The following is a 25,089-nucleotide window of genomic DNA, read 5'->3' on the forward strand; positions in this document are numbered from 1 at the left end:
CCCGGACGCCCTGGCCGGCGATGCGGCAGCGGGCGGGAGCGGCGTCGAGCGAGGCACGTACCAGCGAGAGGTTCCGCCGGGCGGGATATGCGGGCGACAGGAGCATCTCCGCCTTCTCGACCTTGGGCGCGAAGGTCACGAGCGCCTCGTCCTGCTCGACCCAGTCGATCGTGCCGGCAGCGAGGTCGTCGAGGGCGCCTGCCAGCTCCCGGGCCCCCAGCTCGCCCAGGCGACGCGTGAGCTCGGCGGCACCGAGGTCGCCCACGGGCAGCGAGGCCTGCCGACAGTAGGCTCCCGCGTCGAGGTCGTGCACGAGGCGCATGATGGACACGCCCACGCGCTCGTCACCGGCCATCAGGGCGCGCTGTATGGGCGCCGCGCCGCGCCAGCGCGGAAGAAGCGAGGCATGGACGTTGACGCAGCCTCGCGGGGGCAGGGCGAGCAGCTCGTCGGGGAGTATGGCGCCAAAGGCCGCGACGGCGACGAGGTCGGGCCGCGCGTCCCTGACGGCCTGGACGAGGTCGGGCGTGACGCGACGGGCCTCGACGACGGGAATGCCCCGCCGCAGGGCCGCCGCCTTCACCGGCGAGGGGGCGAGCGTCCTGCCGCGACCGCGCACGGCGTCGGGCCGCGTGACCACGAGCGGCAGCTCGTGGCCGTCAGCCAAAACGTCAAGGGACGGCACGGCGAAGTCGGGCGTGCCCATGAAGACGACGCGCATGTCGCCCCTCCTATTCGACGGCGGTCTCGCCCGGGCGGGCGCCGGCGGCGAGCGCCTCCTGATATGCGCGCAGGGCGCTCACGCGTCGCAGGGGGCTCAGGTGATCGACCATCGTGACGCCGCGCAGGTGGTCTATCTCGTGCTGCAGGCAGACGGCCAGAAGGTTGTCCTGGGCCTCGTAGCGCATGAGCTCCCCGTCGAGGTTGGTCGCCTCGACCACCACGTGGCTGGGACGGGTGACGCCGACGCTGATGCCCGGGAACGACAGGCAGCCCTCACTCGTGGTGCGCTCGGGACCGTCGGCGACGATGACGCGCGGGTTCACCAGCACGTAGGGGTTCCTTGGCCCGTCGGCGTAGTCTACGTCGATGACGATCATCTGCACGAGCTCGCCGATCTGGGGGGCGGCAAGGCCGCAGCCGTCGGCGGCGTACATGTCCTCGAGCATGCGCCCGGCAAGCGCCCGCGTCGCGTCGTCAATGGTCTCGACGGGGGCGCACGCGGTCGAAAGGCGCTCGTCCGGCGCGCGGACGATGTCGTTGAGTCCTGCCATGGGGGGCTCCTCTCACCTGGGACCAGGCCTTGACGGGCGGCTGGTCCCATGATGTGGTGTCGTGTCATTCCTGTCCATAGTACTACCCAATGCGCAAGGCGTCGTTGCCGCTGGTTCCGGCATGCCGGGGTCACATGAGGTCGTAGGCGTCAACGTCCACCGACACGCTCACGCCCTTTGGCAGCCTGGCATCCGTGACGAGGCGTGAGAGCAGCCTTCCCACCGGCGCGTCCACGGGCGACTTGAGCAGAAAGTGCCGTCTGACGCGGTCCTTGACGCGCGCCTTGAGGCAGTCTGCGGGGCCGAGCAGCTCCCAGCCGTCCTCGTCGCCGACGTGCTCGCGCACCCTGGAAGCGACGAGGTCGGCGGCCGCCCTGACCGCGCGTGCGTCCAGGCCCCAGAACGTGACGTTGGAGAGCCTGCCATACGGTGGGTAGCGGCCCGCCTTGCGGTCCTTGAGCTCCGGCACGAGGAAGACGTCGCGATCATGTCGCAGGACGGCCTGGATGGCGGGATGCCCCGCCCAGTAGGTCTGGATGATGACCTGGCCCGCCGCCTCGCCGCGACCCGCCCGCCCCGCCACCTGCTCGAGCAGGTCGTAGCTGCGCTCGGCCGCGCGAAAGTCGGGAAGCTTGAGCGTCGTGTCGGCGTTGATGACGCCCACCAGCGTGACCGACGGGAAGTCAAGCCCCTTGGCGATCATCTGCGTGCCCAGCAGGACGGCGCAGGGCGCGGCGTCAAACTCCTCGAGCAGCCTCTGGTGCGCGCCCTTGCCGCGCGTGGTGTCGCCGTCCATGCGAATGACCTTGACCGTGGGGGGAAGCAACGACACCAGCTCGTCCTCCACCCGCTGCGTCCCCACGCCGTAGGCGCCAAGGTACCTGCTGCCGCAGTTGGGGCAGCAGGTGGAGGGGTCCGGGTAGGCGCGCACGGGCCAGCTCCCGCCGCAGCTGTGACAGACGAGCTCGTGCGTCCGCTCATGGTAGGTGAGGGCCTGGGAGCAGTGCGGGCACTCGGGAACCGCGCCGCAGGCGCGGCACATGAGGAAGCTCGCGAAGCCGCGACGGTTGAGGAGCATGACGGCCTTCTCGCCGCGACTGACGACCTCCTGGAGCGCGTCGCGCAACGGTTCCGAGATGACCGAGGCGCCGCCGCGGGCAAACTGGCCCTCCATGTCAACGACGCGGATGCGGGGCAGCCGCGAGGAGCCCGGGCGCTCCGTCATGACGACGCGCGTCCAGAGGGCGCCTCCCCACGAACCCGCCGCGCAGCGCGCCAGGCTTTCGAGCGAGGGCGTGGCCGACCCCAGGACGAGGGCGCACCCGCGCTCGGCGACCAGGCGCGCCGCCACCTCGCGCGCATGGTAGCGCGGGGAGCTGTCTTGCTTGTAGGAGGCCTCGTGCTCCTCGTCGATGACGATGAGCCCCGGGTCGGCGAGGGGGGCGAAGAGGGCGGAGCGGGCGCCCACGACCACGTGCGCAAGCCCGCGACGCACGAGGTCCCACTGGTCGAAGCGCTCGCCGGCCGAGAGGCGCGAGTGCAGGACGGCAACGTCATCGCCAAAGCGCGAGCGAAACCTCCCCACGGTCTGCGCCGTCAGGGAGATCTCGGGGACGAGCACGATGGCTCCCCTCCCCTGGGCGCGCGCGGCCTCGATGGCGGCGAGGTAGACCTCCGTCTTGCCCGATCCCGTGACGCCGTCGACGAGCACGACGTCGCCGCGCCCACGCACCCGCGCGCGCTCGATGACCGCGAGGGCCTCGCGCTGTCCTTCGGTCAGCGCCTCGGGGCGTCGGGCGCACGCCGAGGAGAGCTCGGTGCGCTGCGTTCCCCGCAGGCGTCGGTGCTCCTCGACGGTCACGACGCCACGCCGCGCGAGGGCTCGCACGGCGGCGGAGCAGCCGGGCAGCATGGCGGCAAGCTCCGCCATGCGCACCGCCCCGTCCGCGAGGGCCTCGATGAGGCGCCGCTGCCTGCTGGCGCGAGGGGCGGGAACAAAGTCGCGACCGGCGGGAGTGAGCGAGACCCAACGCTCGTCAACGGGACCGCTCCTCTGGACGACGAGCTGCCACGGCTGCCCTTCGCCCGCGCGACGCATGGTCATGGTCTGTCCCGGGGCAAGCAGCGGCCTCACGGCGTCCGCGAGCGGGCAGGCGTACTCGTCGCTCACCCACCGAGCCAGCCGCGCCGCGACCTCGTCAAAGGCGGCGTCGGCCAGCACCCGGCGCACGGGCAGGAGTCGGCCGGCGTCAACGAGCGCGGGAGGCTCGTCCGACACGGCGAGCACGTAGCCGATGACGTCGCGGTGCGAGAGGCTCACGAGTACCGTGCACCCCACGACGCAGGCTTGCGCGAGCTCGTCGGGAACGAGATAGTCAAAGCAACGACTGACGGCGCGCGCCGGGATGTCCGGCACGACGGACGCAAAGCGCACCAGTCCCCCTCTCGACCTCGACCCTGTCGCCCGCTAGCCGACGAGGGCTCGGACGACCTTTCTGAGCTCACGGACGCGGTTGGTCTTTTCCCAGCTGAAGTCGGGGTCTTGGCGTCCAAAGTGACCGTAGGCCGCCGTCTTCTCAAAGATGGGACGTCGCAGCCCAAGGTCGCGGATGATGGCGCCGGGACGCAGGTCGAAGACCTTGACGATCGCTGCGGCGAGGACCTCGTCGTCCACGGTCGCGGTGCCGAAGCTGTCGACCATGACCGAGAGGGGCCTGGCGACGCCGATGGCGTAGGCGAGCTGCACCTCGCAGCGGCGCGCCAGTCCCGCCGCGACGATGTTCTTGGCCACCCAGCGCGCGGCGTAGGCGGCCGAGCGATCGACCTTCGTCGCATCCTTGCCGCTGAAGGCGCCGCCGCCGTGGCGGCCCATGCCGCCATAGGTGTCCACGATGATCTTGCGACCGGTGAGGCCGGTGTCGCCCATGGGGCCACCGACGACGAAGCGGCCGGTGGGATTCACGTAGAGCGTGGCGGACTCCCAGGCGATGCCCACCTCGTCCAGGACCGGGCGGATGACGTGCGCCACCATGTCGTCGCGAATCTGGGGGAGCTCCGTCGTCGGGTCGTGCTGGGTGGAGATGACGATGGCCGTGACCGCGACGGGCCTGCCGTCCTCGTAGCGCACCGTCACCTGGGTCTTGCCGTCGGGTCGCAGATAGCCCAGCGTCCCGTCCTTGCGCACCTGCGCGAGGCGGGCGGCGAGGCGCTGCGCGAGATAGATGGGCATGGGCATGAGCACGTCCGTCTCGTCGGTGGCGTAGCCGAACATCATGCCCTGGTCGCCGGCGCCGATGCGCTCGGCCTCGTCGGCGTCGCCCGCCCTAGCGAAGGTGCCGTCGACGCCCTGCGCTATGTCGGGGGACTGCTCGTGAATCATGTTGATGACGCCGCAGGTCTCGCAGTCAAAGCCATACTTGGCCCGGTCGTAGCCTATGCGGCGCAGGGTGTCTCGGACGATGGTCTGCACGTCCACGTACGCCTGCGTGCGCACCTCGCCGGCCACGATCACGGTTCCGGTGGTGACGAAGGTCTCGCAGGCGCAGCGAACGTTCTCGAGCTTGGCGGGGACGCCGTCGGGCGCGACGTAGCCGTCTGCCTCAAGCTCGGCCTCCTTGGCCAGGATGGCGTCGAGGATGGCGTCGCTCACCTGGTCGCATATCTTGTCGGGGTGCCCTTCGGTAACGCTCTCGGAGGTAAAGTAGTAACTCTTCTGTGACATGCGTGCGCTTCCTTTCCTCAGCAGTCACCAATCCTTGCCGGGCAGGTCAGGCACCCGACGATCGCACGCAACGAATACCCAAGAAGCGTGCGCGCTAAACCAAGGCGGCGTCGGCCCCGCCCGCGCGGCGCGCCTTGTCGGCCTTGAAGCCCTCGATGGCGGCCTTGGAGCCCATGCCGCAAACAAGAAGGTCGACCAGCTGGTCGGGGAGGCTCGCTCGCTGCCCGCCGTCTTTTCCTGCCGGGCCCTCGAAGATGCCGAAGGTGAAGGCGCCTGCGATGGAGACGGCGCACAGGCGCGAGTCGATGTCAGGGCGCGCGAGGCCCTCGACCTTGGCCCGGTCGACCTGCGCCTCGAAGATGTCGATGATTCGGGTGAGGCGGGACTCGACGGCGGGCAGGACGGCCTTCCTTGTCCCGACCAGCTCGCGCGTGACGGCGAGCGCCAGCGGGCTTTGGGGCAGCATGCTCGAGGCGAGGACGCCGACGAGCCCCCTGATCGACGTGAGCGCCGACGGCGCGTCGGCGACGGCCGACTCGACGCGGGCCACGAGCTCGTCGACCTCACGGTCGAAGATGGCCTCCACAAGCGCGTCCTTGTCGGAGAAGTAGTAGTAGAGGGAGCCCTTTGACAGACGGCATCTGGCGCTGACCTCGCTCATCTGGAAGTCGGTGCCGTTGTGCTCGGACATGAGCTCGCCCGCGGCGGCCATGATCCTCTCGCGGGTGGCCGCGGACTTGCGCGTCTTGGCCTTGGCGCGTAGGCGGTCCTGGACGGCGGTCGTCACCCCCTCGCGGGCCGCGCGCACGCGGCGCACGCCCCTCCCTATGTCGACCGCGACGTCGCGGTCGTTAAGGATCCCCATACATGACCACTCCCTCCGCACAGGGTTCTAGCATCGCACAGTTACGGTCTAAGAAATTTGAGGGCATTTTAAAAAGTTGAACTCCAACGGTTTTAAACAGCGTTCGAAATGGCTACATTCATACCTTGTCACACGCGGCATCGCACACGGCCACGTGCGGTAACACGGCTCGGCAAGGCAGGAAGGGGCGTCCGTGCGCAAGGTATGGCAGATTTTTGTCCGCGACCTCAGGCGGCTGCTCAAAAACCCCGTCGCCATCATGATCGCGATCGGCGTGGCCATCATCCCCTCGCTCTACGCGTGGCTCAACATCCTGGCCAACTGGGACCCCTACGAGAACACCTCCACGGTGCCCGTCGCCGTGACCGTCGAGGATAGGGGCGCCGACGTCGGGGGCCTCGGCCACGTCAACGCCGGCGACATGATTCGCGAGCGCCTCGAGGAGAACACCCAGCTCGGCTGGACCTTCGTCGACGACGAGGACGAGGCCAGACGGGGCGTGGCGTCCGGCAGGTACTTCGCCGCCTTCTCCATCCCCGAAGACTTCACAAAACGCCTCTCCGACGTGCTCCACGGCGACGTCGAGAAGGCCCGCGTCGCCTACTACGTGAACGAGAAGGCCAACGCCGTCGCCCCCAAGGTCACCGACGCGGGATCGACCGCTCTGGAGAGCCACATCTCCAACGAGTTCGTCAACGTCGTGGGCAAGACCGTTACCGAGAGGCTCAAAGGCTTCGCCGGTCGCACCGCCGCCGTCAGATCATCGTCGCACGCCCTCGGGCATTGATGTCCGGACGCACGGCTAGACTGGACGCAGGGACGGACGACCGTGGGAGGCGCCATGAGGTTCCTGCATCTTGCGGACTTGCACATGGGGCGGCAGCTGGCCGGCTTCTCGCTGCTGGCTGCCCAACCCCACGCCCTTCCCCCGTCGCTCGACCTGCCAAGAAGAGACCGGCAGACGAGTTATGGGCGTGACTGGAGTTCAGACGTGTGCTCTTCCGATCGGCACCGTCGCCTCCGCACGCGACGCGCTCTCGCAGGTCAACGAAACGTGCGGCGGCCTCGGCGAGGGCCTCTCGTCGAGCCTCGACGCCCTCGCGGGCACGCGCACCAAGGCGAACACCTTGGCCGCGCAGCTCAACGGCGCCCTTTTGACCGGCGCCGCCACCATCGACTCCGTGAGCTCCACCGCCAGCTACGACGTCGGTCGCATCGCGGGCGACGTGGGCTGGGCCCAGGGCCGCATCGACGCCGCCATCGCCCAGGTTCGCGCGCTCGACGGCGCCACCACGAACGTCCGGACCGGCCTCGAGCGCGTCCGCACCTACACTGTGACGGCCGCCGGCAACGAATACGCCACGCAGCTCACGACCAAGGTCGACGCAAGCCTTGCGCTCACTGCCGAGCTCTCCGATTCGCAGAGGCGGGCCTTGGACAGGCTCCAGCAGATCTCCGACGGCCTCAAGGACGCGACGGACGGCGTCAGCGGGCTTTCCAACTCGGTGGGCAGCGCCGTCAGCGAAACCACCGGCGCTCTCGCCGACCTGCAGAACGACCTCGCCGCCACGACGATGCCGCAGCTCAACGAGGCACTCGACGGCTTCTCGAACACCGGCGGCACGCTCGCGGGCACGGCCCTATCGCTGCCCGCGATGCTCGCGCAGGCCGACAGCGCCCTGCGTGAGCTCGACGGCATCCTCAACCAGTGCTCGATCGCCCTTTCGACGACCGCGGACTCCGTGCGCGGCGCCTCCGACAGGATCATGTCCATCTCGGCCGACGTCGCTGCCGTCGAGTCCGCCGAGAGCTTCGACGGCATCAAGGACGCCCTCGACCTCGACGCCGAGAGCGTCGGCGACTTCCTCGGCTCGCCCGCCCAGCTCGTCAGCATGCCCGTCTACCCCGTCGAGAACTACGGCAGCGGCGTGACGCCCTTCTACACGAACCTCGCCCTGTGGGTCGGCGGCTTCGTCCTCGTGGCCATCTACAAGCTCGAGGTCGACCGCGAGGGCGTCGGCGACTTCAAGCCTTGGCAAGGCTTCTTCGGCCGCTGGCTGCTGCTCAACCTCCTCGGCCAGGCTCAGGCCGCGATCTGCTGCCTGGGCGACATCGCGCTCGGCATCCAGTGCGCCTCCCCCGTCGCGTTCGTCTTTGCCGGCATGGTCGAGAGCTTCGTGTACGTCTTCCTCATCTACGCGCTCTCGGTCGCCTTCAAGCACATCGGAAAGGCGCTCGGCGTCCTCATCGTCGTGCTGCAGATCCCCGGCGCCTCGGGCCTCTACCCGATTCAGATGCAGCCGGGCTTCTTCCAGGCGCTCAACCCTTGGCTGCCCTTCACCTACGGCATCAACGCCATGCGCGAGGCGATCGCGGGCTTCTACGCCAACTACTATGCCCGTAACCTGCTCGTGCTTCTTGCCTACCTGATTCCCGCACTGCTTGTCGGCGTGACGGCGCGCAGACATCTGCTGAATATCAACAACCTCTTCGACCGCAAGCTCGGCGAGACGGACATGATGATCGCCGAGCGCACCGGCATGAGGGACCAGTTCCGCCTGGCCACCATCGTCAAGGCAATCATGGACTCCGACAGCTACCGCGCGACCTTCCTCGCCGGCGCCGCCAACTTCGAGCTGCGCTACCCGGTGCTCGTGCGCCGCGGATTTGCCGCCCTCGTCGTGGTGCCGCTCGTCCTTCTTGCCCTCATGTTCGCGACCGAGGCCAAGTTTGCCATGCTCGTGCTGTGGGTTCTGTCGCTCGTGGCCATCTGCGCGTTTCTGATCGTCTGCGAGTACCTGCACGAGCGCGTGCTCGACAAGACGAACCTCTCCAACATGAGCAGAGACGAGCTCTTTGAGCTGCTCGACGACGAGCTCAAGGCCGAGTTCCTCGCGTTCGCGCCCATCGAGAGGATGCGCCTCGCCGTGGGGCAAGGCGCATCTAAGCCCGCCGCCGGCGCGACCGCGCGGGCCGCCGAGAAGACCACGACCGTGCGTGGACAGGACCAGAGGGGAGGCGATGAGTGATGCGACCCTTCCTGGCATTTGTGAAGAGGGACGCCAAACACGTCTTCGCCAACGTCATCAGCCTCGTGGTCGTCGTCGGCATGGTCGTGGTGCCGAGCTTCTACGCCTGGTTCAACATCGCCGGCAGCTGGGACCCCTACGGCAACACCAAGAACCTCAAGGTGGCCGTCGCCAACTCCGACGCCGGCTACACGGGCGACCTCATCCCCGTCACGCTCAACATGGGCGAGCGCATAACCTCGTCGCTTGCCGAGTCGACCTCCATCGGCTACACCGTGACCACCGAAGAGCAGGCCGTCGAGGGCGTCCAGAGCGGCGAGTACTACGCGGCCATCGTGTTCCCCGCCGACTTCACGACCAACATGATGAGCGTGCTCTCCAGCTCGTCCACCAAGCCGACGGTGCTCTTCTACCAGAACGAGAAGGCCAATCCCATCGCTCGGATCGTGACCAACAAGGCCTCGACCGCCGTCCAGCAGGACATCGATCAGTCCTTCGCCGAGTCCGTGACCAACGTGGGCGCGGGCGTGCTCGACGAGCTGACGAGCTACCTCGACGACGACAAGCTCGTCGAGTTCACCGACAAGCTCAACGGCGCCGTGGCCGACGCCCAGGCGAGCCTCACCGACACGGCCGCGAACACGCGCAGTTTCGCGGGCATCCTCGACTCGACGACGGCGCTTCTTGGCAACGGCGCGTCGGGCGCGAGCGACTCCGTCTCGGCCACGGCCGGCGTGGGCGCCGCGCTGCGCGACACCGCGGGCAACGTCCGCACGCTCGGCGACGCCGTGAACGGCGCGACCGACTCCGTGAACTCCGCGCTCGAGCGCAGCCAGGCGAGCATGGACGACGTGAAAACGTCAATCGACGCCGCCTTCGACCAGGCGGGGTCCGCCGCAGGGTCCTCGAAGACCGCGCTCGAGTCCGCCGCGAGCGCCGTAGACGACCAGATCGCCGAGCTCGACAAGCTGCTCGCGGCCCTCGGCGACTCCGACACGCTGGCCCGCACCTGGTACGAGTCGTGGGACAACGGCGCTGACCCCGGCTTCAGCGGCCAGGTCGGAGTCTCGCGCGACGACGTCTACACCGCCTACGCGACCATCGACGGCCTGAACAGCAGCGTGACGAGCCTGCGCGCTTCTTTACAGGGCCTCTCCGACGGCCTGCGCAAGAGCGCGGGCGACATCGGCGGCGCCGGCAGCGACGCCGCCACGTCAAAGCGGCGGCTCGAGGAGCTCGTCGACGCGGCCGAGGGCGGCATCACGCAGGTCAGGGGCGATTTCGAGGGCGACCTCAAGGACAGCCTGACCTCGCTCGCCCGTAAGATCGACACGGCCGCGACAGACGCCGACGCCATCGGCTCCTCCATTCAGATGACGCTCGACTCCGTGAACGGCACCGCCGCCGCGGCCGCCGGTGACCTCGCGAGCGCCAGGGACGGCATCACGACCGCCGCCGACTCGCTCGACGCCGCCGCCGCGCGGCTCGGCGAGCTCAACGGCTCCTTGAGCGACGCGCTGGCCTCCGGCGACATGGACACGATCCGCGCCATTCTTTCCAGCGGCTCGGCCGCCCTCGGCGATTTTATCTCGGAGCCCGTGAGCGTCGACCGCCAGGCGATCTACCCCATCGAGAACAACGGCAGCGCGATGGCGCCGTTCTACACCACGCTCGCCATCTGGATCGGCGGCGTCGTGCTCGCGGCGCTCGTCAGGTGCAACCCGAGCGAGGAGGCCGTCCGCGAGACGGGCGCCAAGCCGCGCCACTCCTACCTCGGGCGCCTCGTGTTCTTCGTGGTCGTCGGATTCGCTCAGTCGCTTCTGATCCTGCTCGGCGACCTGTTCTTCCTGGGCGTCCAGTGTGCGCACCCCGCGCTCTTCGTGCTCGCGGGGCTCACGGCGTCGCTCGTGTTCGTGAACGTCATCTACGCGCTCACGGCGAGCTTCGGCGACGTGGGCAAGGCCATCGCCGTCGTGCTCATGGTCATGCAGGTCGCGGGCTCGGGCGGCACCTTTCCGGTTCAGATGCTGCCCGAGGGCTTCTTCCAGGCGGCCTACCCGTTCCTGCCGTTCGTCCACTCCGAGAACGCCATGCGCGCGGCGATGTTCGGCATCTACGGCGGCGACTTCTGGGTCGAGCTCGCCACGCTCGTGGCCTACCTCGCGCCGGCGCTGCTGCTGGGCCTCGTCCTTCGCAAGCCGGTCGTGCGGCTGAACGAGTGGGGCGAGAAGAAGCTCGAGTCCACGAAGCTGATGTAGCAAGAAGTGCGTCCTCGGCGGGCGGATGGGCCACTCTCGCCGTATACTTATGGCGTATGTGAATCATGACCACCTGACTTGAGGAGACCCCATGTCAGACAAGCACGTCCGCGTCCGTTTCGCGCCCTCCCCCACCGGCAAGCTCCATGTGGGCGGCGCCCGCACGGCCATCTACAACTGGGCGTTCGCCCGCGCGAATGACGGCGTCTTCATCCTGCGCATCGACGACACCGACCCCACCCGCTCCACCGAGGAGAACACCCAGGTCATCCTTCGCGCCCTACGTTGGCTCGGCCTCGACTGGGACGAGGGGCCCGAGGTCGGCGGCGACGTTGGCCCCTACAAGCAGACCGAGCGGCTCGACCTCTACCGCCAGGCCGCCCAGAGGCTCTGGGACGAGGGCCGCGCCTACCCCTGCTTCTGCACGCCCGAGCAGCTCGCCGCCGACAAGAAGGCCGCCCAGGCGCGCAAGGACCCCTTCCAGGGCTACCAGCGCCGCTGCCGCGACATCGACCCCGCCGAGGCCCGACGCCGCGTTGACGCCGGCGAGCCCTACGTCCTGCGCATCAAGGTGCCGCTTGACCGCGGCGATGTCGTGGTGCACGACGCCGTCCACGGCGACGTGACCTTCAACGCCCGCGAGCTCGACGACTTCGTCATCTTCCGCTCCGACGGCACCCCCACCTACAACTTCGCAACCGTCGTCGATGACGCCCTCATGGGCATCACGCACGTCATACGCGGAGACGACCACCTGTCCAACACCCCGCGCCAGGTCATGGTCTACGAGGCGCTGGGCGCGCCCGTGCCCACCTTCGCGCACATCTCGATGATCCTGGGCGCTGACGGCAAGAAGCTCTCCAAGCGCCACGGCGCGACCAACGTCGAGGAGTACCGCGACGCCGGCTACCTCTCCGACGCCTTCGTCAACTACCTGGCCCTTCTTGGCTGGTCGCTCGACGGTGACACGACCATCGTCCCGCGCGACGTCCTGGCCTCCACGTTCAGCCTCGACCACGTGTCCAAGAACCCGGCGACCTTCGACCCCAAGAAGCTCGACTGGGTGCAGGGACAGTACCTTCAGGCCATGAGCGACGAGACCTTCTCCAGGCAGGTGCTCGTGCCCCAGCTCGTGGCGGCGGGCCTTGAGGGCGCGTGCGTCAGGGAGGCCTACGAGGCCCGACCCGCCTGGTTTGACCTCCTCTCGTCAGTCCTGAAGCCGCGCTGCACGCTCGCGCCTGACGTGGTCGAGAAGGCCCGCTTCCTCTACGCGGGCGACGAGCTTGAGCTTGACGAGGCGTCCGTCGCCAGGAACCTCGCGAAGGAGGGGGCGCGCGCCAGCCTCGAGGCCGCGCTGGAGGCGCTGGGGGCGCTGGGAGACGACGCCTGGGACGCGGCGTCCCTCGACGCCGCCCTTGAGCCCCTTCCCGAGCGCCTCGGCACCACCAAGCGCAAGTTCTACGGCGCTCTGCGCGTGGCCGTCTGCGGCAACCAGGTCTCGCCGCCGCTCGGGGCGTCCCTCGAGCTGCTGGGCCGCGCGCTCACGCTGGGCCGCCTCAGGCGCGCCCTCCCGCTCGCCCGCTAGGGCGCGAGGCGGCGCCTCCCGTCATGCCAGGGCGCCTCAGCCGAGACCGAGCCCAAGGCCCGCCAGGCGCACGAGCAGGGCGACGAGCCAGGCGACGGCGCATTGGAACGCCACGACGCCCAAGGCCCAGCGCCCGCCCAGCTCGCGCCTGATCGAGGCGATGGCCGCCACGCACGGCGTGTAGAGCAGGCAAAACGTCAGCAGCGCCAGGGCGGCCGCGGGCGTGAGCGCGGCGGCGAGCCCTGCCGTCGTTCCAAAGAGCACGCCAAGCGTCGAGACGACGACCTCCTTTGCCATGAAGCCGGCGATGAGCGACGTGACGATGCGCCAGTCGGCAAAGCCGAGAGGGGCAAAGACGGGGCTCATCCAGCTGGCGAGGAGGGCCAGGATGGAGTCCCTGGGGTCCGCCACCATCGACAGGTCGGGACCAAAGGTCTGGAGCACCCAGATGGCCACGGCCGCCACGAACACCACCGAGAAGGCCCGCCCCAGAAAGTCGCGGGTCTTGTCCCACACGAGCTGAACCATGCTGCGGATGCTGGGCATGCGATAGTTGGGCAGCTCCATGACGAAGGGGACCGCCTCGCCCCGAGCCACCGTCGCGTGGCACACGAGCGCCGTGACGATCCCCGCCAGGATTCCCAGAGCGTAGAGCGACGACATCACGAGCCCGCCGTAGCCCGGGAAGAACGCGGCGGCGACGTACGCGTAGATGGTCAGCTTGGTCGAGCAGCTCATGAACGGCACGAGCAGGACGGTGAGCTTGCGGTCGCGCTCGGAGGGCAGGGTCCGCGTCGCCATGACCGCCGGGACCGAGCAGCCGAACCCCACCAGCAGAGGCACGATGGAGCGGCCCGACAGCCCAAGCCTGCGCAGGGGCTTGTCCATCACGAAGGCGACGCGCGCCATGTAGCCGGTGTCCTCCAGCAAAGACAGGAAGAGGAACATCGTCACGATGACGGGCGCGATGGGCAGGATGGTGCCGACGGCGCTCAAGACGCCGTCCATGACCAGGGAGCGCGTGACGGGACCGGCGCCCAGGGCGACGAGCCCGGCGGCCACGGCGCTCGTCGCCCAGCCCACCAGGCCCTCGACGAGGCCGCTCAGGAAGGGGCCCACCACGTCAAAGGTGAGGACGAAGACGGACAGCATGATGAGCGCGAAGGCGGGCACGGCCGTCCAGCGTCCCGTCAGCACGCGATCGATGGCCGCGCTCCTCGTCCGCTCCCTGCTGACGCGCGGCTTCACGACGCACTGGGCGACGACGCGCTCGATGAAGGAATAGCGCATGTCGGCGATCGCGGCGGCGCGGTCAAGCCCGCGCTCCGCCTCCATGTTGCGCACGATTGCCTCGATGGCCTGTCGCTCGCCGGCGCCGAGAGCGAGCTTCTCTTCCACCAGCGCGTCTCCCTCGACGAGCTTCGTGGCCGCAAAGCGCAGGGGCACGCCGGCGCGCTCGGCGTGGTCCTGAACGAGGTGCATGACCGCATGGAGGCAGCGATGAACCGCGCCGCCGTGGTCGGCGGGCGAGCAGAAGTCCTGCCTGCCCGGGCGCTCCTGGTAGCGGGCGACGTGCAGGGCATGGCTCACGAGCTCCTCGACGCCCTCGCCGCGAATGGCGGCGATGGGCACCACGGGGATGCCGAGCAGATCCTCCAGGCGATTGACGTCAACCGAGCCACCGTTGCCCTGAAGCTCGTCCATCATGTTGAGGGCGAGCACCAGCGGTCGGTCAAGCTCCATCAGCTGCATCGTGAGGTAGAGGTTTCGGTCGATGTTCGTGGAGTCGACGATGTTGATGATGCCCTCGGGCCGCTCCTCCAGGATGAAGCGACGGCTCACCAGCTCCTCCGCGCTGTAGGGGCTCATGGAGTAGATCCCGGGCAGGTCCACGACCTCGGCGCCGTCGCATGAGCGGATGGGCCCGCTCTTGCGGTCCACCGTGACGCCCGGAAAGTTGCCCACGTGCTGATTTGCTCCCGTGAGCTGGTTGAACAGGGTCGTTTTTCCGCAGTTCTGGTTGCCGGCGAGCGCGAAGGTCAGCCTCGTCGTCGCGGAGAGCGCATGGGTGTGGTCGCTCGTGCGCGCGTCCTCGTCGCGGCTGCGCCCGCTCTCCCCCAGACCGGGATGCCTGGTTGGGCCAGGGGCCGGTCCCAGGCTCGACGACGCGCGTCCCGACGTACTCGTCGCAGCCACGGCAGAGACCTCGATGCGTCCGGCATCTGCCGCACGCAGCGTGAGCTCATAGCCGTGCAGGAGAAATTCCAGGGGGTCGCCGAGAGGCGCCCGCTTGACGAAGCGCACCCGGGCGCCGGGTATGATGCCCATGTCCAGGAAATGCTGGCGCAGCGCGCCGTCACCACCCACCCGCACAACCGTCGCCACCTCGTTCGGCCGCAGGTCGCGCAGCGTCTTGCCTGCCTCCATGCGCCCTCCGTCACCTTGGGCCGCGCTCGGCGCCGTCAGGCGTCCTCGCGGGCGACCCCTGACGGCGCAGGCGGCCCTTGAGCTTGCTGCCCCCGAGCACCACGGCGCCATGGTCGCGGCGCCGCCTGGGCGCCAGCGTGGTCAGCCGCTGGCGGAGCCGCTGCACGCGCCGATATATGCTGGGCCCTCCCGCCTGCGAGCGCAGGCTCATGAGCGGGGCCGAGAGCAGGGTGGGGCCAAAGAAGGTCACGATGCGCCAGATGAGGAACCCTGCCGTGGTCGCGGCACCAAAATGTATGCCGTAGAACATCACGAAGCCTCCCTCGGCGCCGCCCGTTCCGCCCGGCAGCGGCACCGCCGACGCCACCATCTGGACCATGGAGGCGGAGGCGAGGCAGTCGATGAAGTCGGCGTCCTGGCCGAAGGCGCGCAGGACGAACCAGGGGATCATGTAGAGGAACGCAAGCTGAAGCATGGTCACCAACAGCGTGAGCAGCATGTCGGGAACGTCCCGGGCGGCGCGCATGAACGCGGACGAGAACTCCCTCACCTGGACGTTGACCACCTCGTCCCAGTGCGCGCGGTCCTTGAGCCAGCCACGCCTGTCGAGCGCGTCGATGACGCGCCCGCCGACGCGGGACACGAAGCCGGGGCAGAGGCACACGAAGAAGAGCCCGGCGAGCTCCAGGAAGTGGACGCCGAAGACCACGAGGTTGAGGATGATGATGTCACCGAAGGTCGCGAAGAAGTACGAGAGCCGCGCCACGAGCATGAGGGCCGCAAAGAGCACGACGCCCAGCTGGAACATGATGAACCGCGTGAACTCGGTGGCGCTGGCCTCGCCCACGTCCAGCCCCGTGCGCGTGAGGCGGAAGATCTGCGAGGGGACCGCGCCGGCCATCATGGGAGTGAGGTTGCCAAAGAAGATGCCTGACGCCTCGACGCTCACGAGGTCGCGCACGCCGACGGGCGAGTCGTGATCAAGGTAGACGGCGATCACGTACGCCAGGACGCCAAGGACGAAGTAGAGACAGTAGCATCCCGCCGCCTTGAGCACCCAGCTGACGTCAACGGACGAGAGCGCCGCCAGAAAGGTCGCCATCTGACCTGAGACGACGAGGAATACCACGTAGAGGCCCACGACGGCACAGAGGAAGAGCGCGCCCTTTCGCGCCTTTCTGTCGCGCTCGCCCCCCTCGTCGAGCGCCGAGGGGGCCGCGCCCTCGGCCCGCGGGGGCACGTGGGGCGCCGAGACCCTGACGACGACCTTAGGCTTCCTTGTCTCGTCCGAAGCGTCTGACATCCTGCTCCATCCGTGCGTCGCGACGCCCATGAGGCCACGGAGGCCCTCGGGGCCCGTGCCCGCCAGCGTCGTGCCCCTCAGTGTACCGTAGTGGACGTCCGCGTCCCGAGGCGGAACCGCTCGTCTCGCCGCGCACCTCCCCTTTCTGCGCAGGCGCCGCGATTCGTCACAAATTCTCCCATGGCGCAAAGTTCTTTGGCCTTCTGGCTTGCGCGCATTCCGCTCATGACGTATAGTTCTTGCTTGCGCTCACGCGCAGGACACGTTCTTGAGCCGTCGTCTAACGGTAGGACAGCGGATTCTGGTTCCGTCAGTGGGAGTTCGATTCTCTCCGGCTCAGCCATGTGCCCTTGGAGTGCCTGCATGGCCCGTTCGTCTAGCGGTTTAGGACGCCGCCCTCTCAAGGCGGAGATCACCAGTTCGAATCTGGTACGGGCTACCATTCACTCCCCGACCGGCCCGTTCGTCTAGCGGTTTAGGACGCCGCCCTCTCAAGGCGGAGATCACCAGTTCGAATCTGGTACGGGCTACCATCAGCGCGAGGCCGCCGTGAGGCGGCCTTTTTTTGTCCCTTTCGAACGCCACCCGCACCGCGCGAGCGCCCCTTTTCTCGCGCCCGCTATACTGCGGCTCAAACGCCAATCTCGGTCAGGAGGCCGCCATGCGCCTGGACGCCCTGGACGTCGGAAGGCTCGTCACGCGAGGCCTGCGCCTCCTTGGGGACGAGGGCGCCGGGGGCGCCGCCGTCCTGGTGCCGCTCGTCTTCTCGCGCGACGACGGGGGCTGGGACGTGGTGCTCGAGGTCAGGGCCGCCACGCTGGATGTGCAGCCGGGCGAGGTCTGCCTGCCGGGCGGAGCCGGAAAGCCCGGCGAGACGCCTCGCGAGACGGCCGTGCGCGAGACGGCCGAGGAGCTCCTGGTCGATCCCGGACGCGTTCACGTCCTCGCCTCGCTCGGCACGCTGCCGGGCCCGACCCCGCGACCCCTTCACGCCTTCGTCGGCACCATCGACGGCTATGACGGAAGCTTCAGCACGGACGAGGTCGCCTCGACGTTTCGCGTGCCTTTGGCGTGGCTCCTCTCGCACGAGCCGCGCCGCGAGCGCGTGGCGCTCAGACGCAGCTTTGGGCCGGACTTCCCCTGGGAGCTGATCCCGGGGGGACGCTCCTATCCCTGGGGCGCCCGGGAGGACTGCATACCCTTTTACGAGACGGACCCCGTCATCTGGGGCGCGACGGCACGCGTCCTCGACCGGCTGGCGCGAGCCCTCGCCCGCGGCGTTGACGAGAGGGCCGTCTGAGGCGCCGGGCCGCGACGGGGCTAGCGGCGCCGGGCCAGCAGCGAGAGGAGCGCCTCGCGGCTGTTGGCGACCTCGTCTGCGACGACGCGCTCGAGCAGGCCCGCCAGCGCCTCCCCCACCTGGGGCCCCGGGCCCGTCCCCAGCGCGTCCATGACGTCGGCGCCGCTCACGGCCAGGTCAGCGACGCGATAGCTGGAGCCGCGGGCCAGCTCGCGGCGGACGACGGCGGCGGTCTGGTCAAGCTCCACCGCGTAGGATGCCGCGGAGGCGACCTTTGACGCCGCGTCGGAGCGCATGAGGGTGAGAAGCGAGAAGACGAGCTCGGGGGCCCTGCCGGGACAGTGGCGGTCAAGATGCAGCAGCAGGCGCCGGACGGCCTTGGCCGAGGGGGCAACGCCATGGTCGTGCAGGCGCACGAGGGTCCGGGCCCCCTCGACGAGGTCGCCCGGCAGCGCATAGCGCCTGAGAAGGTGCTCGGTCATCTGGGCCCCGCGCTTGGGATGGCCAAAGAAGTGACCCCGCCCGCTGGCGTCCACGGTGAAGGTGAGGGGCTTGGCGACGTCGTGCAGCAGCGCCGCCCATCTCAGCTCCCTCGTGGCCATTCCCCCCGAGAACGCCTCGACGGAGCGGCAGACGCGGGCCGTGTGCTCGAGCACCGTGTAGGCGTGATAGGGGCTGCGCTGGTCAAAGCCCACGCAGGCGCGCAGCTCGGGCAGGGCGCGGCACAGGGGCCCCGTCTGCTCCAGGAGGGCCCAGGCCAGCCTGCCGCTCGTGACGATGCCGTCCAGCTCCTGTCCTATACGCTCCTGGGCTATGTCCGCGAGCCCGCCCGCGCAGCCGTCGAGCGCGCACTGGGTGGCGGGCTCGATCGCAAAGCCAAGGCGGGCGGCAAAGCGGAGCGCGCGAAGGACCCTGAGCGCGTCCTCCTCGAAGCGCCTGCGCGGCTCGCCGACGGCCCGAATGACCCCTCGAGCCAGGTCGTCCGCCCCGCCGAAGAGGTCGAGCAGGCCGCGGCGGGGATGGAAGGCCATGGCGTTGATGGTGAAGTCCCGACGCTCGAGGTCCCGGCGCACGTCCCGCACGAAGGTCACCTCGTCGGGGTGGCGATGGTCGCTGTAGCCCCCCTCGGTGCGGTAGGTGGTGACCTCGACGGGAGCACCCTCGACGACGGCCGTCACCGTGCCGTGCCGGGTGCCCGTCTCGTGCACCTCGACGCCCCGGGAGCGCAGGCACGTTGCCACCTGCTGCCATCGGGCGTCGGTGGTGACGTCAACGTCGTGCGAGGGTGCTCCCCGCAGGGCGTCGCGCACCCAGCCCCCGACGACCCAGGCCTCGAAGCCGGCGGCCTCGAGCGCGTCCAGGACGACGAGGGCGGGCGTGGGGAGACTATAGAGGGGCGTTCGTGGCGCTGTGCTCATGAAGATCCTCCGCAGGCAGGCGGGAACAGTGGGGGCTGCGACCGTTTTCAGGAGTATAGGCCAATTGCATGCGGCCCCGGCACGAGGCAGGCCGTCAATGCTATGCTCAACGTGCAAAACGCCATGCACCTCATCATGAAAGGACAGCCATGGACCAGGACAGGAGCGTCACCCCCGACGACCTCGCCGCCGCGCGCGCCGCCTTCGGCGCGCAGCGCGCCGACGTCGTCGCCAAGAACGCCGCGAGCTCGGCCGGCATACGGGCGGCCGCCCGCGTGCCCGAAGGCGTCGCGAGCAACACCCTGCAGTTTGACATCGAGCTGACCCAGGGAGAGCGCACCGACCAGCAGCGCTCGGGCCGCTGCTGGATGTTTGCGAGCCTCAACACCATGCGCCAGCGCGTCATCGGCGCCCACAAGCTCAAGACCTTCGAGCTCTCGCAGGCCTATCCCCTCTTCTTTGACAAGCTCGAGAAGAGCAACTGGTTTCTCGAGAACATCCTCGACACGCTGGACGAGCCGCTCGACGGCCGCCTGATGGCCCACCTGCTCGCCGACCCCGTCGGCGACGGCGGCCAGTGGGACATGTTCAAGAGCCTGGTGAGGAAGTACGGCGTGGCGCCCAAGGAGTCCATGCCCGAGACGGCGTGCTCGCGCGACACGCGCGAGATGGACGCCTATCTTACCCGCTACCTGCGCGGGGCCGCCAAGCGCCTGCGCGAGACGGCCGCCTCCGGCGCTGACGCCGGCGACCTTACGGCCATGAAGAAGACCATGATGGCCGAGGTGTACCGTCTGCTCGTCATCTGCCTGGGAGAGCCCCCCGCGCGCTTTGACGTGCGCCTGCGCGACAAGGACGACAAGCTCGTGCTCAGCGGGAGCTTTACGCCGCGAAGCTTCTTCGACGAGGTGGTGGGCATGGCCATCGACGACTTCGTCTCGCTGATCAGCGCCCCCACGGCCGACAAGCCCTTTGGCCGGAGCTTCACGGTGAGCCGCCTGGGCAACGTCTGGGAGGACCACGGCGTCCGTCACCTCAACCTCCCCGTCGCCAGGCTCAAGGAGCTGGCCGTCGCGCAGATGCGCGACGGGCTGCCCGTCTGGTTCGGCTGCGACGTCGGCCAGAGCTACCTCTCCTCTGAGGGCATCATGGACACCGCCTCCCTCGACGTGGACGGCCTCATGGGCTTTGCCGTTGAGGCGGCCCTCGACCGGGCGGAGCGCCTTGACTACGGCGAGTCCCTCATGACGCACGCGATGGTCTTCGAGGGGGTGCGCCTGGACGACGCCGGCAGCCCCGTCCTGTGGAAGGTCGAGAACAGCTGGGGCAAGGACCACGGTCGCGACGGGTTTGACACGCTCTCGGACAGGTGGTTCGACGAGTACGTGTATCAGGTCGTGGTGGACAGGAAGTATCTCACCGACGAGGAGCGTGCCGCCTACGAGGCCGAGCCCATCGTGCTCGAGCCTTGGGACCCCATGGGGTCGCTCGCACGCTAGACCAGACGACGGGCCCCGCCCCATGGGCGGGGCCCTCCTCTCGGCGCGCGTCTGCGCGCCGACCCTGAGGTGACGCATGTGACAGGAGGACGCATGGCAGAGGGAAGCGTACGCACGGATTGGGCGGCACGACAGGGCGAGGCCTTCTCGGCAGAGAGGGCAAACAGGGTCGCTCGCAATGCGGCGACGTCCATGAACGTCATGGCGGCCGCCCGCGACGTCACGAAGATGCGCTCCTACCATGACAGCTTCGCGGTGAGCATCAGGCGGACCGGCGAGGTGACCTATCAGAGACAGAGCGGCCGCTGCTGGCTGTTTGCCGCCTACAACGTGGCGCGCCAGGCGACGATGCGCCTCCTGGACGTAGAGAGCGTCGAGTTCTCCCAAGCCTTCGGCATGTTCTATGACAAGCTCGAGAAGGCCAACGCCACCCTCGAGCGCGTCATCGAGACCGTGAACCTTCCCGACGACGCCCGCGAGGTCCAGCAGCTGATGGACGAGGGCGTGGACGACGGGGGCTACATGCAGTTTGCCCTGAGCCTCATCGAGAAGTGGGGCATCGTGCCCAAGGACGCCATGCCCGAGACCGCCTGCAGCAAGGACTCATCCCAGATGAACGCCCAGCTCGGGCGCCTGGTGCATAAGGCCGCCAGCGAGATGCGCGCCCAGGGGGCGCAGCTCGGCGGACCGGCGGCGCTCAGAGCGACCAAGGCGCGCTACATGGAGGAGGTCTACCGGCTCCTCTGCGTCTGTTTGGGCGAGCCCCCCGCCCATGTGGACCTGACGCTCGCCGTCGGCCCGGCCTGCAAGGCCGACCCCGCGAAGATCGCCGTCGTCAAGCCCGACGACGACCGTGCCCAGGACGGCGAGGAGGAAGGCTCGGACAAGCCTCGACGCATCCTGCGTGACCCCCACATCACGCCGCGCGAGTTTGCCGAGCGCTACGTGCCCCTGGACCCCCGGGGCTTCGTGAGCCTGGTCTCCATCCCCTCAGAGCGCTTTCCCTTTGGGAAGGTCTACCGCGTGAGGCGCTGCGACTCCGTCATCGGCGGCATCAAGACGCGCTTTCTCAACGTGGCTCCCGAGGTCCTCGACCGCGCGGCCGCCTCAAGCCTCCAGAAGGGACGTCCGGTGTGGATGGCCTGCGACGTCATGCAGCAGTTCCCCCGCCACATAGAGGACTACAGGCACGTCCTCTCCCCCGACGCCGTGGACGTGAGCGGCCTCTTTGGCGTGGACCTCTCCATGGACCGCAGCTCCATGGTAGACATCGGAGAGACGCGCCTCACCCATGCCATGTGTCTCCAGGGCGTGGAGCTTGACGAGGCGGGCGACCCCGTGGCCTGGCGCGTGGAGAACAGCTGGGGCAAGGACGCCGGCAAGGACGGCTACCTCGTCATGGACGCCGCCTGGTTCCGCCTGTACGGCGGCGAGGTGGACGTGACGCGCGACCTCGTCGATGACGAGCTGCTGGGCATATGGGACGACGAGTCACGCGACGTCGAGGTCGAGCCCTGGAGCGGGATGGGCCGCGCCCTGGGCGTCGGCGCCCGGGCGTAGGGCGATGCCCATGGGAGGCGAGCGGCCGGGATGCCGCGAGGCGCTCACGACCCAGAGGGGTCTGATCAATGCCGTCATCTTCGACATGGGAAACGTCCTCATGCGCTTTGACGGGATGTCCTTCTCACGGGCTCACACGAGCTGCGAGGAGGACGCGCGACTCGTCTTCAAGGCGCTCTTTGCCAGCACCGAGTGGAGCCTGCTCGATGCGGGCGTCATCGACGAGGAGACCATGGAGCGCGTCGCCCTCGCGCGCCTGCCCGAGCGCCTCCACGAGCCGCTGCGTCAGACCTTTGCCAACTGGGACACGCTCCAGGAACCCATCGGGGAGACCTGCGAGATCGCCCGAGCGCTGCATGAGGAGGGGCATGGCGTCTACCTGCTCTCCAATGCGGGCCTGCGCTTTGAGCGCATCCGCGGTAGCCTGCCCGTCTGGGACGTGCTCGACGGCTGGATCGTCTCGGCCTATGAACGGCTCATGAAGCCCGACCCACGCATCTTCCGGCTGCTCTGCGAGCGCTACGGCCTTGACCCCCGCAGGTGCCTCTTTGTGGATGACAATGCGGATAACGTGGAGGGGGCCCGAGTGGCCGGCCTGAGGGGCCATGTCTTCCGGGGGACGCCCGGCCTTCGGCGGGAGCTGGCACGGCTCGACATGGACGTCTGACACGTCGCCGAGGGGACGGCGGGAGGCCCGGCCGCGCGGGCGGCTCATAGCGTTCCGAGGCGCGCCTCCCCCACCTGGCACACGTCGCGGCCGTTGGCCAGCTCGCTCAGGGCCGCGACGAAGCGCCCCTCCTGACCCGCACGAAAGACGTAGGTGACCTGCACGTCCTCAAAGAAGATCGCGTCCTGCTCCCTGCCGTCGCACGTAAGGGCCAAATGCCGCGTCCGCTCGTAGGCGGCATAGGGGACGACGCAGGTCACGGGCACGACGAGTCCCTGGGTCACAAGGTCGCCCGCCTCTCGCGCCGCCGCGATCGAGCGCGAGGCGGCCTCGCCGTACGCCCGCGCGAGCCCTCCGGGACCCAGGAGCGTGCCGCCAAAGTAGCGAGTGACCACGCAGCACACGTTGGCGAGGCCCGCCCCTCGCAGCTGCTGGAGGATGGGCTGGCCTGCCGTGCGCTGGGGCTCGCCGTCATCCGAGCAGCGCTCGCGGCCGTCCGCCAGCGCCCATGCCCAGGCGTTGTGTCGCGCGTCATGACGGGCTGCTCGTACCTCCGCCACTCCACGCGTCGCGTCACGCTCGCCTCCGACCGGCATCAGCAGGCCGATGAACCGGCTGCGCCGGTCCTCAAACTCCCCCCGTGCCCTCGCACCCGCACGTAACGTGCAAAAGGTCATGTCGCCTGGCGTCCCCTGCACCGTCGTCCCCTCCTGTACGCCCGCCTGCGGCCAGCGCGCCTCGATTGGCCTGGGCGCTATCGTACGTTGTAAGGCCGCCCGGGGCAAACCTGAGGCTCGCCGCCGACGGGAGGCCGAGAGGCGCGGCGGGAGCGCGACTGTGCTACAATCGCCATCGCGAAGTGGGCCAGGCGACCGCGGGACGCGTCAGCGTCATGAGGAAAGTCCGGGCTCCACAGGGCAGGAAGCTGGCTAACGGCCAGGCGGGGTGACCCGACGGAAAGCGCCGCAGAAAAGAAGACTCCCGCTGTCCTTTCGAGGATGAGAGAAAAGCTGAAACGGTGGTGTAAGAGACCACCAGCGCCCAGGCGACTGGACGGCTTGGCAAGCCCCTTCCGGAGCAAACGCAAATAGGAGCGCCATGGTGTGGCCCGCACCGCGCTCGGGTTGCGCGCTGGAGGGCGTCGGCGACGACGTCAGCAGATAAATGGCCGCCCACGACAGAACCCGGCTTATCGGCCCACTTCGCGATTCACTCTTCTGCATGCGACGTACGCGCCCGCGCCCGCCGTCTCTTGCCTACAGATCCCCTGAGACCGCGCGTTTTCGCCATTCAAGACGCGCTCGGGACGAAAGAAGGCCCCCGCTTAGAGCGGGGGCCTGCGCTATCGGGACCCTCGGCGATCAGGCGCCCCTGCGACCTCGCACGGGGGCATCCCCCGCAAAGGCGCCTGCTGGCATCGGCGCTAGTCCAGGTCGTTGAAGTTGGTGTCCGTGATGGGCGCAAAGGTCGTTGCATCGCTGTCGGTGACCGGCGCCGGCTGCGACGGGGGCACGGGGGCGACCGGGGCGGCGAGCGGGCTGGCGGGCGCGGACCCGTTGGGAACGTTCAGCGTCTTCTCGGGGAAGACGGAGTCGGCGTCGTCCATGAAGTGCTGGAGCAGCTTCTTGTACTCGCCGCGGAACTCCTCGCGGGACTGCTTCAGACGGTCGATCTCGTCCATCTCGGTCTGCTTCTCGGCCAGGGCCTGACGGATGACCTCGCGGGCCTTCTGGTCGGCCTCGCTGCGAATGGTGTCGGCGTTGGCGCGGGCGTCGGCGATGAGCCTGTCGGCGCTCTGCTGGGCGACGATGAGAACCTGTGAGATCTGGCGCTCGGAGGCGCTGATGCCGGCGTCCTGCGCATAGGGGGCCGGCGCGGGTGCAAACTCGGCGGCGCTCTCGCTCTGTCCCCGCAGCTGGGCGACCTGCGCCTGGGAGGCGGCCAGCTGCTGCTCGGTAGTCGTGAGACGTCCCTTGAGGTCGGCGATCTTCTTGATCATGGCGTCAACCTCGCTCGAGAGCTGGTCCAGGAAGGCATCGACCTCCTCGGTGCTGTAACCATGCTTCTTGGCCTCGGAGAACGTCATCGCCTCAATGTCTTCAGGAGTGATAGCCATCTTTCGTTCCTTTCAACGTTGTCCATGTGAGCTACGACAGTGGCCGCTACCACTGAACATAGTCTAT

General features: G+C 68.8%; 17 protein-coding genes, 3 tRNA genes and 1 other RNA gene. 11 read left to right on the forward strand and 10 right to left on the reverse strand.

Going from position 1 to position 25,089, the window contains the following annotated elements; all coding sequences use genetic code 11:
- The 5 genes from BN3001_RS03935 to BN3001_RS03955 all read right to left on the reverse strand — a co-directional run.
- The coding region (locus BN3001_RS03935; RefSeq protein ID WP_058270484.1) for a methionyl-tRNA formyltransferase at positions 1-721 on the reverse strand (721 nt) is incomplete at its 3' end.
- Positions 722-731: 10 nt separating this feature from the next.
- A complete protein-coding gene (def, locus tag BN3001_RS03940; protein ID WP_058270485.1) occupies positions 732-1,274 on the reverse strand; it encodes a peptide deformylase in 543 nt (180 codons plus the stop codon).
- 130 nt (positions 1,275-1,404) lie between these two features.
- Positions 1,405-3,708: a replication restart helicase PriA gene (priA, locus tag BN3001_RS03945; protein ID WP_058270486.1), complete on the reverse strand. Its 2,304-nt coding sequence runs from the start codon at positions 3,706-3,708 to the stop codon at positions 1,405-1,407.
- Between the two features lie 33 nt (positions 3,709-3,741).
- Complete coding sequence (gene metK / locus BN3001_RS03950) at positions 3,742-4,995, reverse strand: methionine adenosyltransferase (protein ID WP_058270487.1); 1,254 nt, start codon at positions 4,993-4,995, stop codon at positions 3,742-3,744.
- A gap of 94 nt (positions 4,996-5,089) precedes the next feature.
- The gene (locus BN3001_RS03955) at positions 5,090-5,860 is read right to left on the reverse strand and encodes a TetR/AcrR family transcriptional regulator (protein ID WP_058270488.1); all 771 of its coding nucleotides are present in this window, start codon (positions 5,858-5,860) and stop codon (positions 5,090-5,092) included.
- A 193-nt stretch (positions 5,861-6,053) separates the two neighbouring features.
- Here BN3001_RS03955 and BN3001_RS03960 point away from each other — a divergent pair, with 193 nt between their 5' ends.
- From BN3001_RS03960 to gltX, 3 genes are all read left to right on the forward strand, one after another.
- On the forward strand, positions 6,054-6,647 hold the full coding sequence (locus BN3001_RS03960; RefSeq protein WP_058270489.1) for a YhgE/Pip domain-containing protein: 594 nt from the start codon (positions 6,054-6,056) through the stop codon (positions 6,645-6,647).
- A gap of 2,241 nt (positions 6,648-8,888) precedes the next feature.
- Positions 8,889-11,147: a YhgE/Pip domain-containing protein gene (locus tag BN3001_RS03970; protein WP_058270491.1), complete on the forward strand. Its 2,259-nt coding sequence runs from the start codon at positions 8,889-8,891 to the stop codon at positions 11,145-11,147.
- 91 nt (positions 11,148-11,238) lie between these two features.
- Positions 11,239-12,732 (forward strand): glutamate--tRNA ligase, encoded by a 1,494-nt coding sequence (gene gltX / locus BN3001_RS03975; protein ID WP_058270492.1) that lies wholly within the window; start codon positions 11,239-11,241, stop codon positions 12,730-12,732.
- A gap of 36 nt (positions 12,733-12,768) precedes the next feature.
- On the opposite strand, the gene feoB is transcribed toward gltX, so the two are convergent.
- Both feoB and BN3001_RS03985 read right to left on the reverse strand, forming a co-directional pair.
- Entirely contained in the window at positions 12,769-15,159 is a 2,391-nt protein-coding gene (gene feoB, locus BN3001_RS03980; RefSeq protein WP_058270493.1) for a ferrous iron transport protein B, read from the reverse strand.
- 10 nt (positions 15,160-15,169) lie between these two features.
- Positions 15,170-16,462, reverse strand: coding sequence for a lysylphosphatidylglycerol synthase transmembrane domain-containing protein (locus tag BN3001_RS03985; RefSeq protein WP_058270494.1), 1,293 nt, complete (start codon positions 16,460-16,462; stop codon positions 15,170-15,172).
- Between the two features lie 269 nt (positions 16,463-16,731).
- On the opposite strand from BN3001_RS03985, the gene BN3001_RS03990 reads away from it, so the two are divergent.
- The 4 genes from BN3001_RS03990 (at position 16,732) to BN3001_RS04005 (ending at position 17,762) form a co-directional block, all read left to right on the forward strand.
- Positions 16,732-16,805 (forward strand) — tRNA-Gln (locus BN3001_RS03990).
- A 22-nt stretch (positions 16,806-16,827) separates the two neighbouring features.
- Positions 16,828-16,904 (forward strand) — tRNA-Glu (locus BN3001_RS03995).
- A gap of 14 nt (positions 16,905-16,918) precedes the next feature.
- Positions 16,919-16,995: transfer RNA gene (locus BN3001_RS04000), tRNA-Glu, on the forward strand.
- 128 nt (positions 16,996-17,123) lie between these two features.
- On the forward strand, positions 17,124-17,762 hold the full coding sequence (locus BN3001_RS04005; RefSeq protein ID WP_058270495.1) for an NUDIX hydrolase: 639 nt from the start codon (positions 17,124-17,126) through the stop codon (positions 17,760-17,762).
- 20 nt (positions 17,763-17,782) lie between these two features.
- On the opposite strand, the gene BN3001_RS04010 is transcribed toward BN3001_RS04005, so the two are convergent.
- Complete coding sequence (locus BN3001_RS04010; RefSeq protein WP_058270496.1) at positions 17,783-19,180, reverse strand: CCA tRNA nucleotidyltransferase; 1,398 nt, start codon at positions 19,178-19,180, stop codon at positions 17,783-17,785.
- Between the two features lie 149 nt (positions 19,181-19,329).
- On the opposite strand from BN3001_RS04010, the gene BN3001_RS04015 reads away from it, so the two are divergent.
- From BN3001_RS04015 to BN3001_RS04025, 3 genes are all read left to right on the forward strand, one after another.
- Positions 19,330-20,679 carry a C1 family peptidase gene (locus tag BN3001_RS04015; protein WP_058270497.1) on the forward strand — a complete coding sequence of 450 codons (1,350 nt, stop codon included), beginning with the start codon at positions 19,330-19,332 and terminating at the stop codon, positions 20,677-20,679.
- Positions 20,680-20,772: 93 nt separating this feature from the next.
- Positions 20,773-22,239 (forward strand): C1 family peptidase, encoded by a 1,467-nt coding sequence (locus BN3001_RS04020; protein WP_058270498.1) that lies wholly within the window; start codon positions 20,773-20,775, stop codon positions 22,237-22,239.
- A gap of 10 nt (positions 22,240-22,249) precedes the next feature.
- A complete protein-coding gene (locus BN3001_RS04025; RefSeq protein ID WP_082629963.1) occupies positions 22,250-22,906 on the forward strand; it encodes an HAD family hydrolase in 657 nt (218 codons plus the stop codon).
- Between the two features lie 44 nt (positions 22,907-22,950).
- Here BN3001_RS04025 and BN3001_RS04030 read toward each other — a convergent pair whose 3' ends face one another.
- Positions 22,951-23,604 carry an IMPACT family protein gene (locus tag BN3001_RS04030; RefSeq protein WP_235815035.1) on the reverse strand — a complete coding sequence of 218 codons (654 nt, stop codon included), beginning with the start codon at positions 23,602-23,604 and terminating at the stop codon, positions 22,951-22,953.
- Positions 23,605-23,762: 158 nt separating this feature from the next.
- Here BN3001_RS04030 and rnpB point away from each other — a divergent pair.
- An RNA gene (rnpB, locus tag BN3001_RS04110) (RNase P RNA component class A) lies at positions 23,763-24,114 on the forward strand.
- 215 nt (positions 24,115-24,329) lie between these two features.
- Here rnpB and BN3001_RS04035 read toward each other — a convergent pair.
- A complete protein-coding gene (locus BN3001_RS04035) occupies positions 24,330-25,022 on the reverse strand; it encodes a DivIVA domain-containing protein (protein WP_058270499.1) in 693 nt (230 codons plus the stop codon).
- Positions 25,023-25,089: the final 67 nt, after the last annotated feature.

The sequence above is a fragment of the Olsenella massiliensis genome, from assembly GCF_001457795.1.
Classification (GTDB): domain Bacteria; phylum Actinomycetota; class Coriobacteriia; order Coriobacteriales; family Atopobiaceae; genus Olsenella_F; species Olsenella_F massiliensis.

Excerpts from the sequence above, each read along its gene's own strand:
- def (WP_058270485.1), bottom strand. The coding sequence starts at position 1,274 with ATGGCAGGACTCAACGACATCGTCCGCGCGCCGGACGAGCGCCTTTCG.
- BN3001_RS03955 (WP_058270488.1), bottom strand. The coding sequence starts at position 5,860 with ATGGGGATCCTTAACGACCGCGACGTCGCGGTCGACATAGGGAGGGGC.
- BN3001_RS03985 (WP_058270494.1), bottom strand. The coding sequence starts at position 16,462 with ATGTCAGACGCTTCGGACGAGACAAGGAAGCCTAAGGTCGTCGTCAGG.
- feoB (WP_058270493.1), bottom strand. The coding sequence starts at position 15,159 with ATGGAGGCAGGCAAGACGCTGCGCGACCTGCGGCCGAACGAGGTGGCG.
- BN3001_RS04020 (WP_058270498.1), top strand. The coding sequence starts at position 20,773 with ATGGCAGAGGGAAGCGTACGCACGGATTGGGCGGCACGACAGGGCGAG.
- BN3001_RS03970 (WP_058270491.1), top strand. The coding sequence starts at position 8,889 with ATGCGACCCTTCCTGGCATTTGTGAAGAGGGACGCCAAACACGTCTTC.
- BN3001_RS04010 (WP_058270496.1), bottom strand. The coding sequence starts at position 19,180 with ATGAGCACAGCGCCACGAACGCCCCTCTATAGTCTCCCCACGCCCGCC.
- BN3001_RS04035 (WP_058270499.1), bottom strand. The coding sequence starts at position 25,022 with ATGGCTATCACTCCTGAAGACATTGAGGCGATGACGTTCTCCGAGGCC.
- metK (WP_058270487.1), bottom strand. The coding sequence starts at position 4,995 with ATGTCACAGAAGAGTTACTACTTTACCTCCGAGAGCGTTACCGAAGGG.
- BN3001_RS04025 (WP_082629963.1), top strand. The coding sequence starts at position 22,250 with ATGGGAGGCGAGCGGCCGGGATGCCGCGAGGCGCTCACGACCCAGAGG.
- gltX (WP_058270492.1), top strand. The coding sequence starts at position 11,239 with ATGTCAGACAAGCACGTCCGCGTCCGTTTCGCGCCCTCCCCCACCGGC.
- BN3001_RS04015 (WP_058270497.1), top strand. The coding sequence starts at position 19,330 with ATGGACCAGGACAGGAGCGTCACCCCCGACGACCTCGCCGCCGCGCGC.
- BN3001_RS04005 (WP_058270495.1), top strand. The coding sequence starts at position 17,124 with ATGCGCCTGGACGCCCTGGACGTCGGAAGGCTCGTCACGCGAGGCCTG.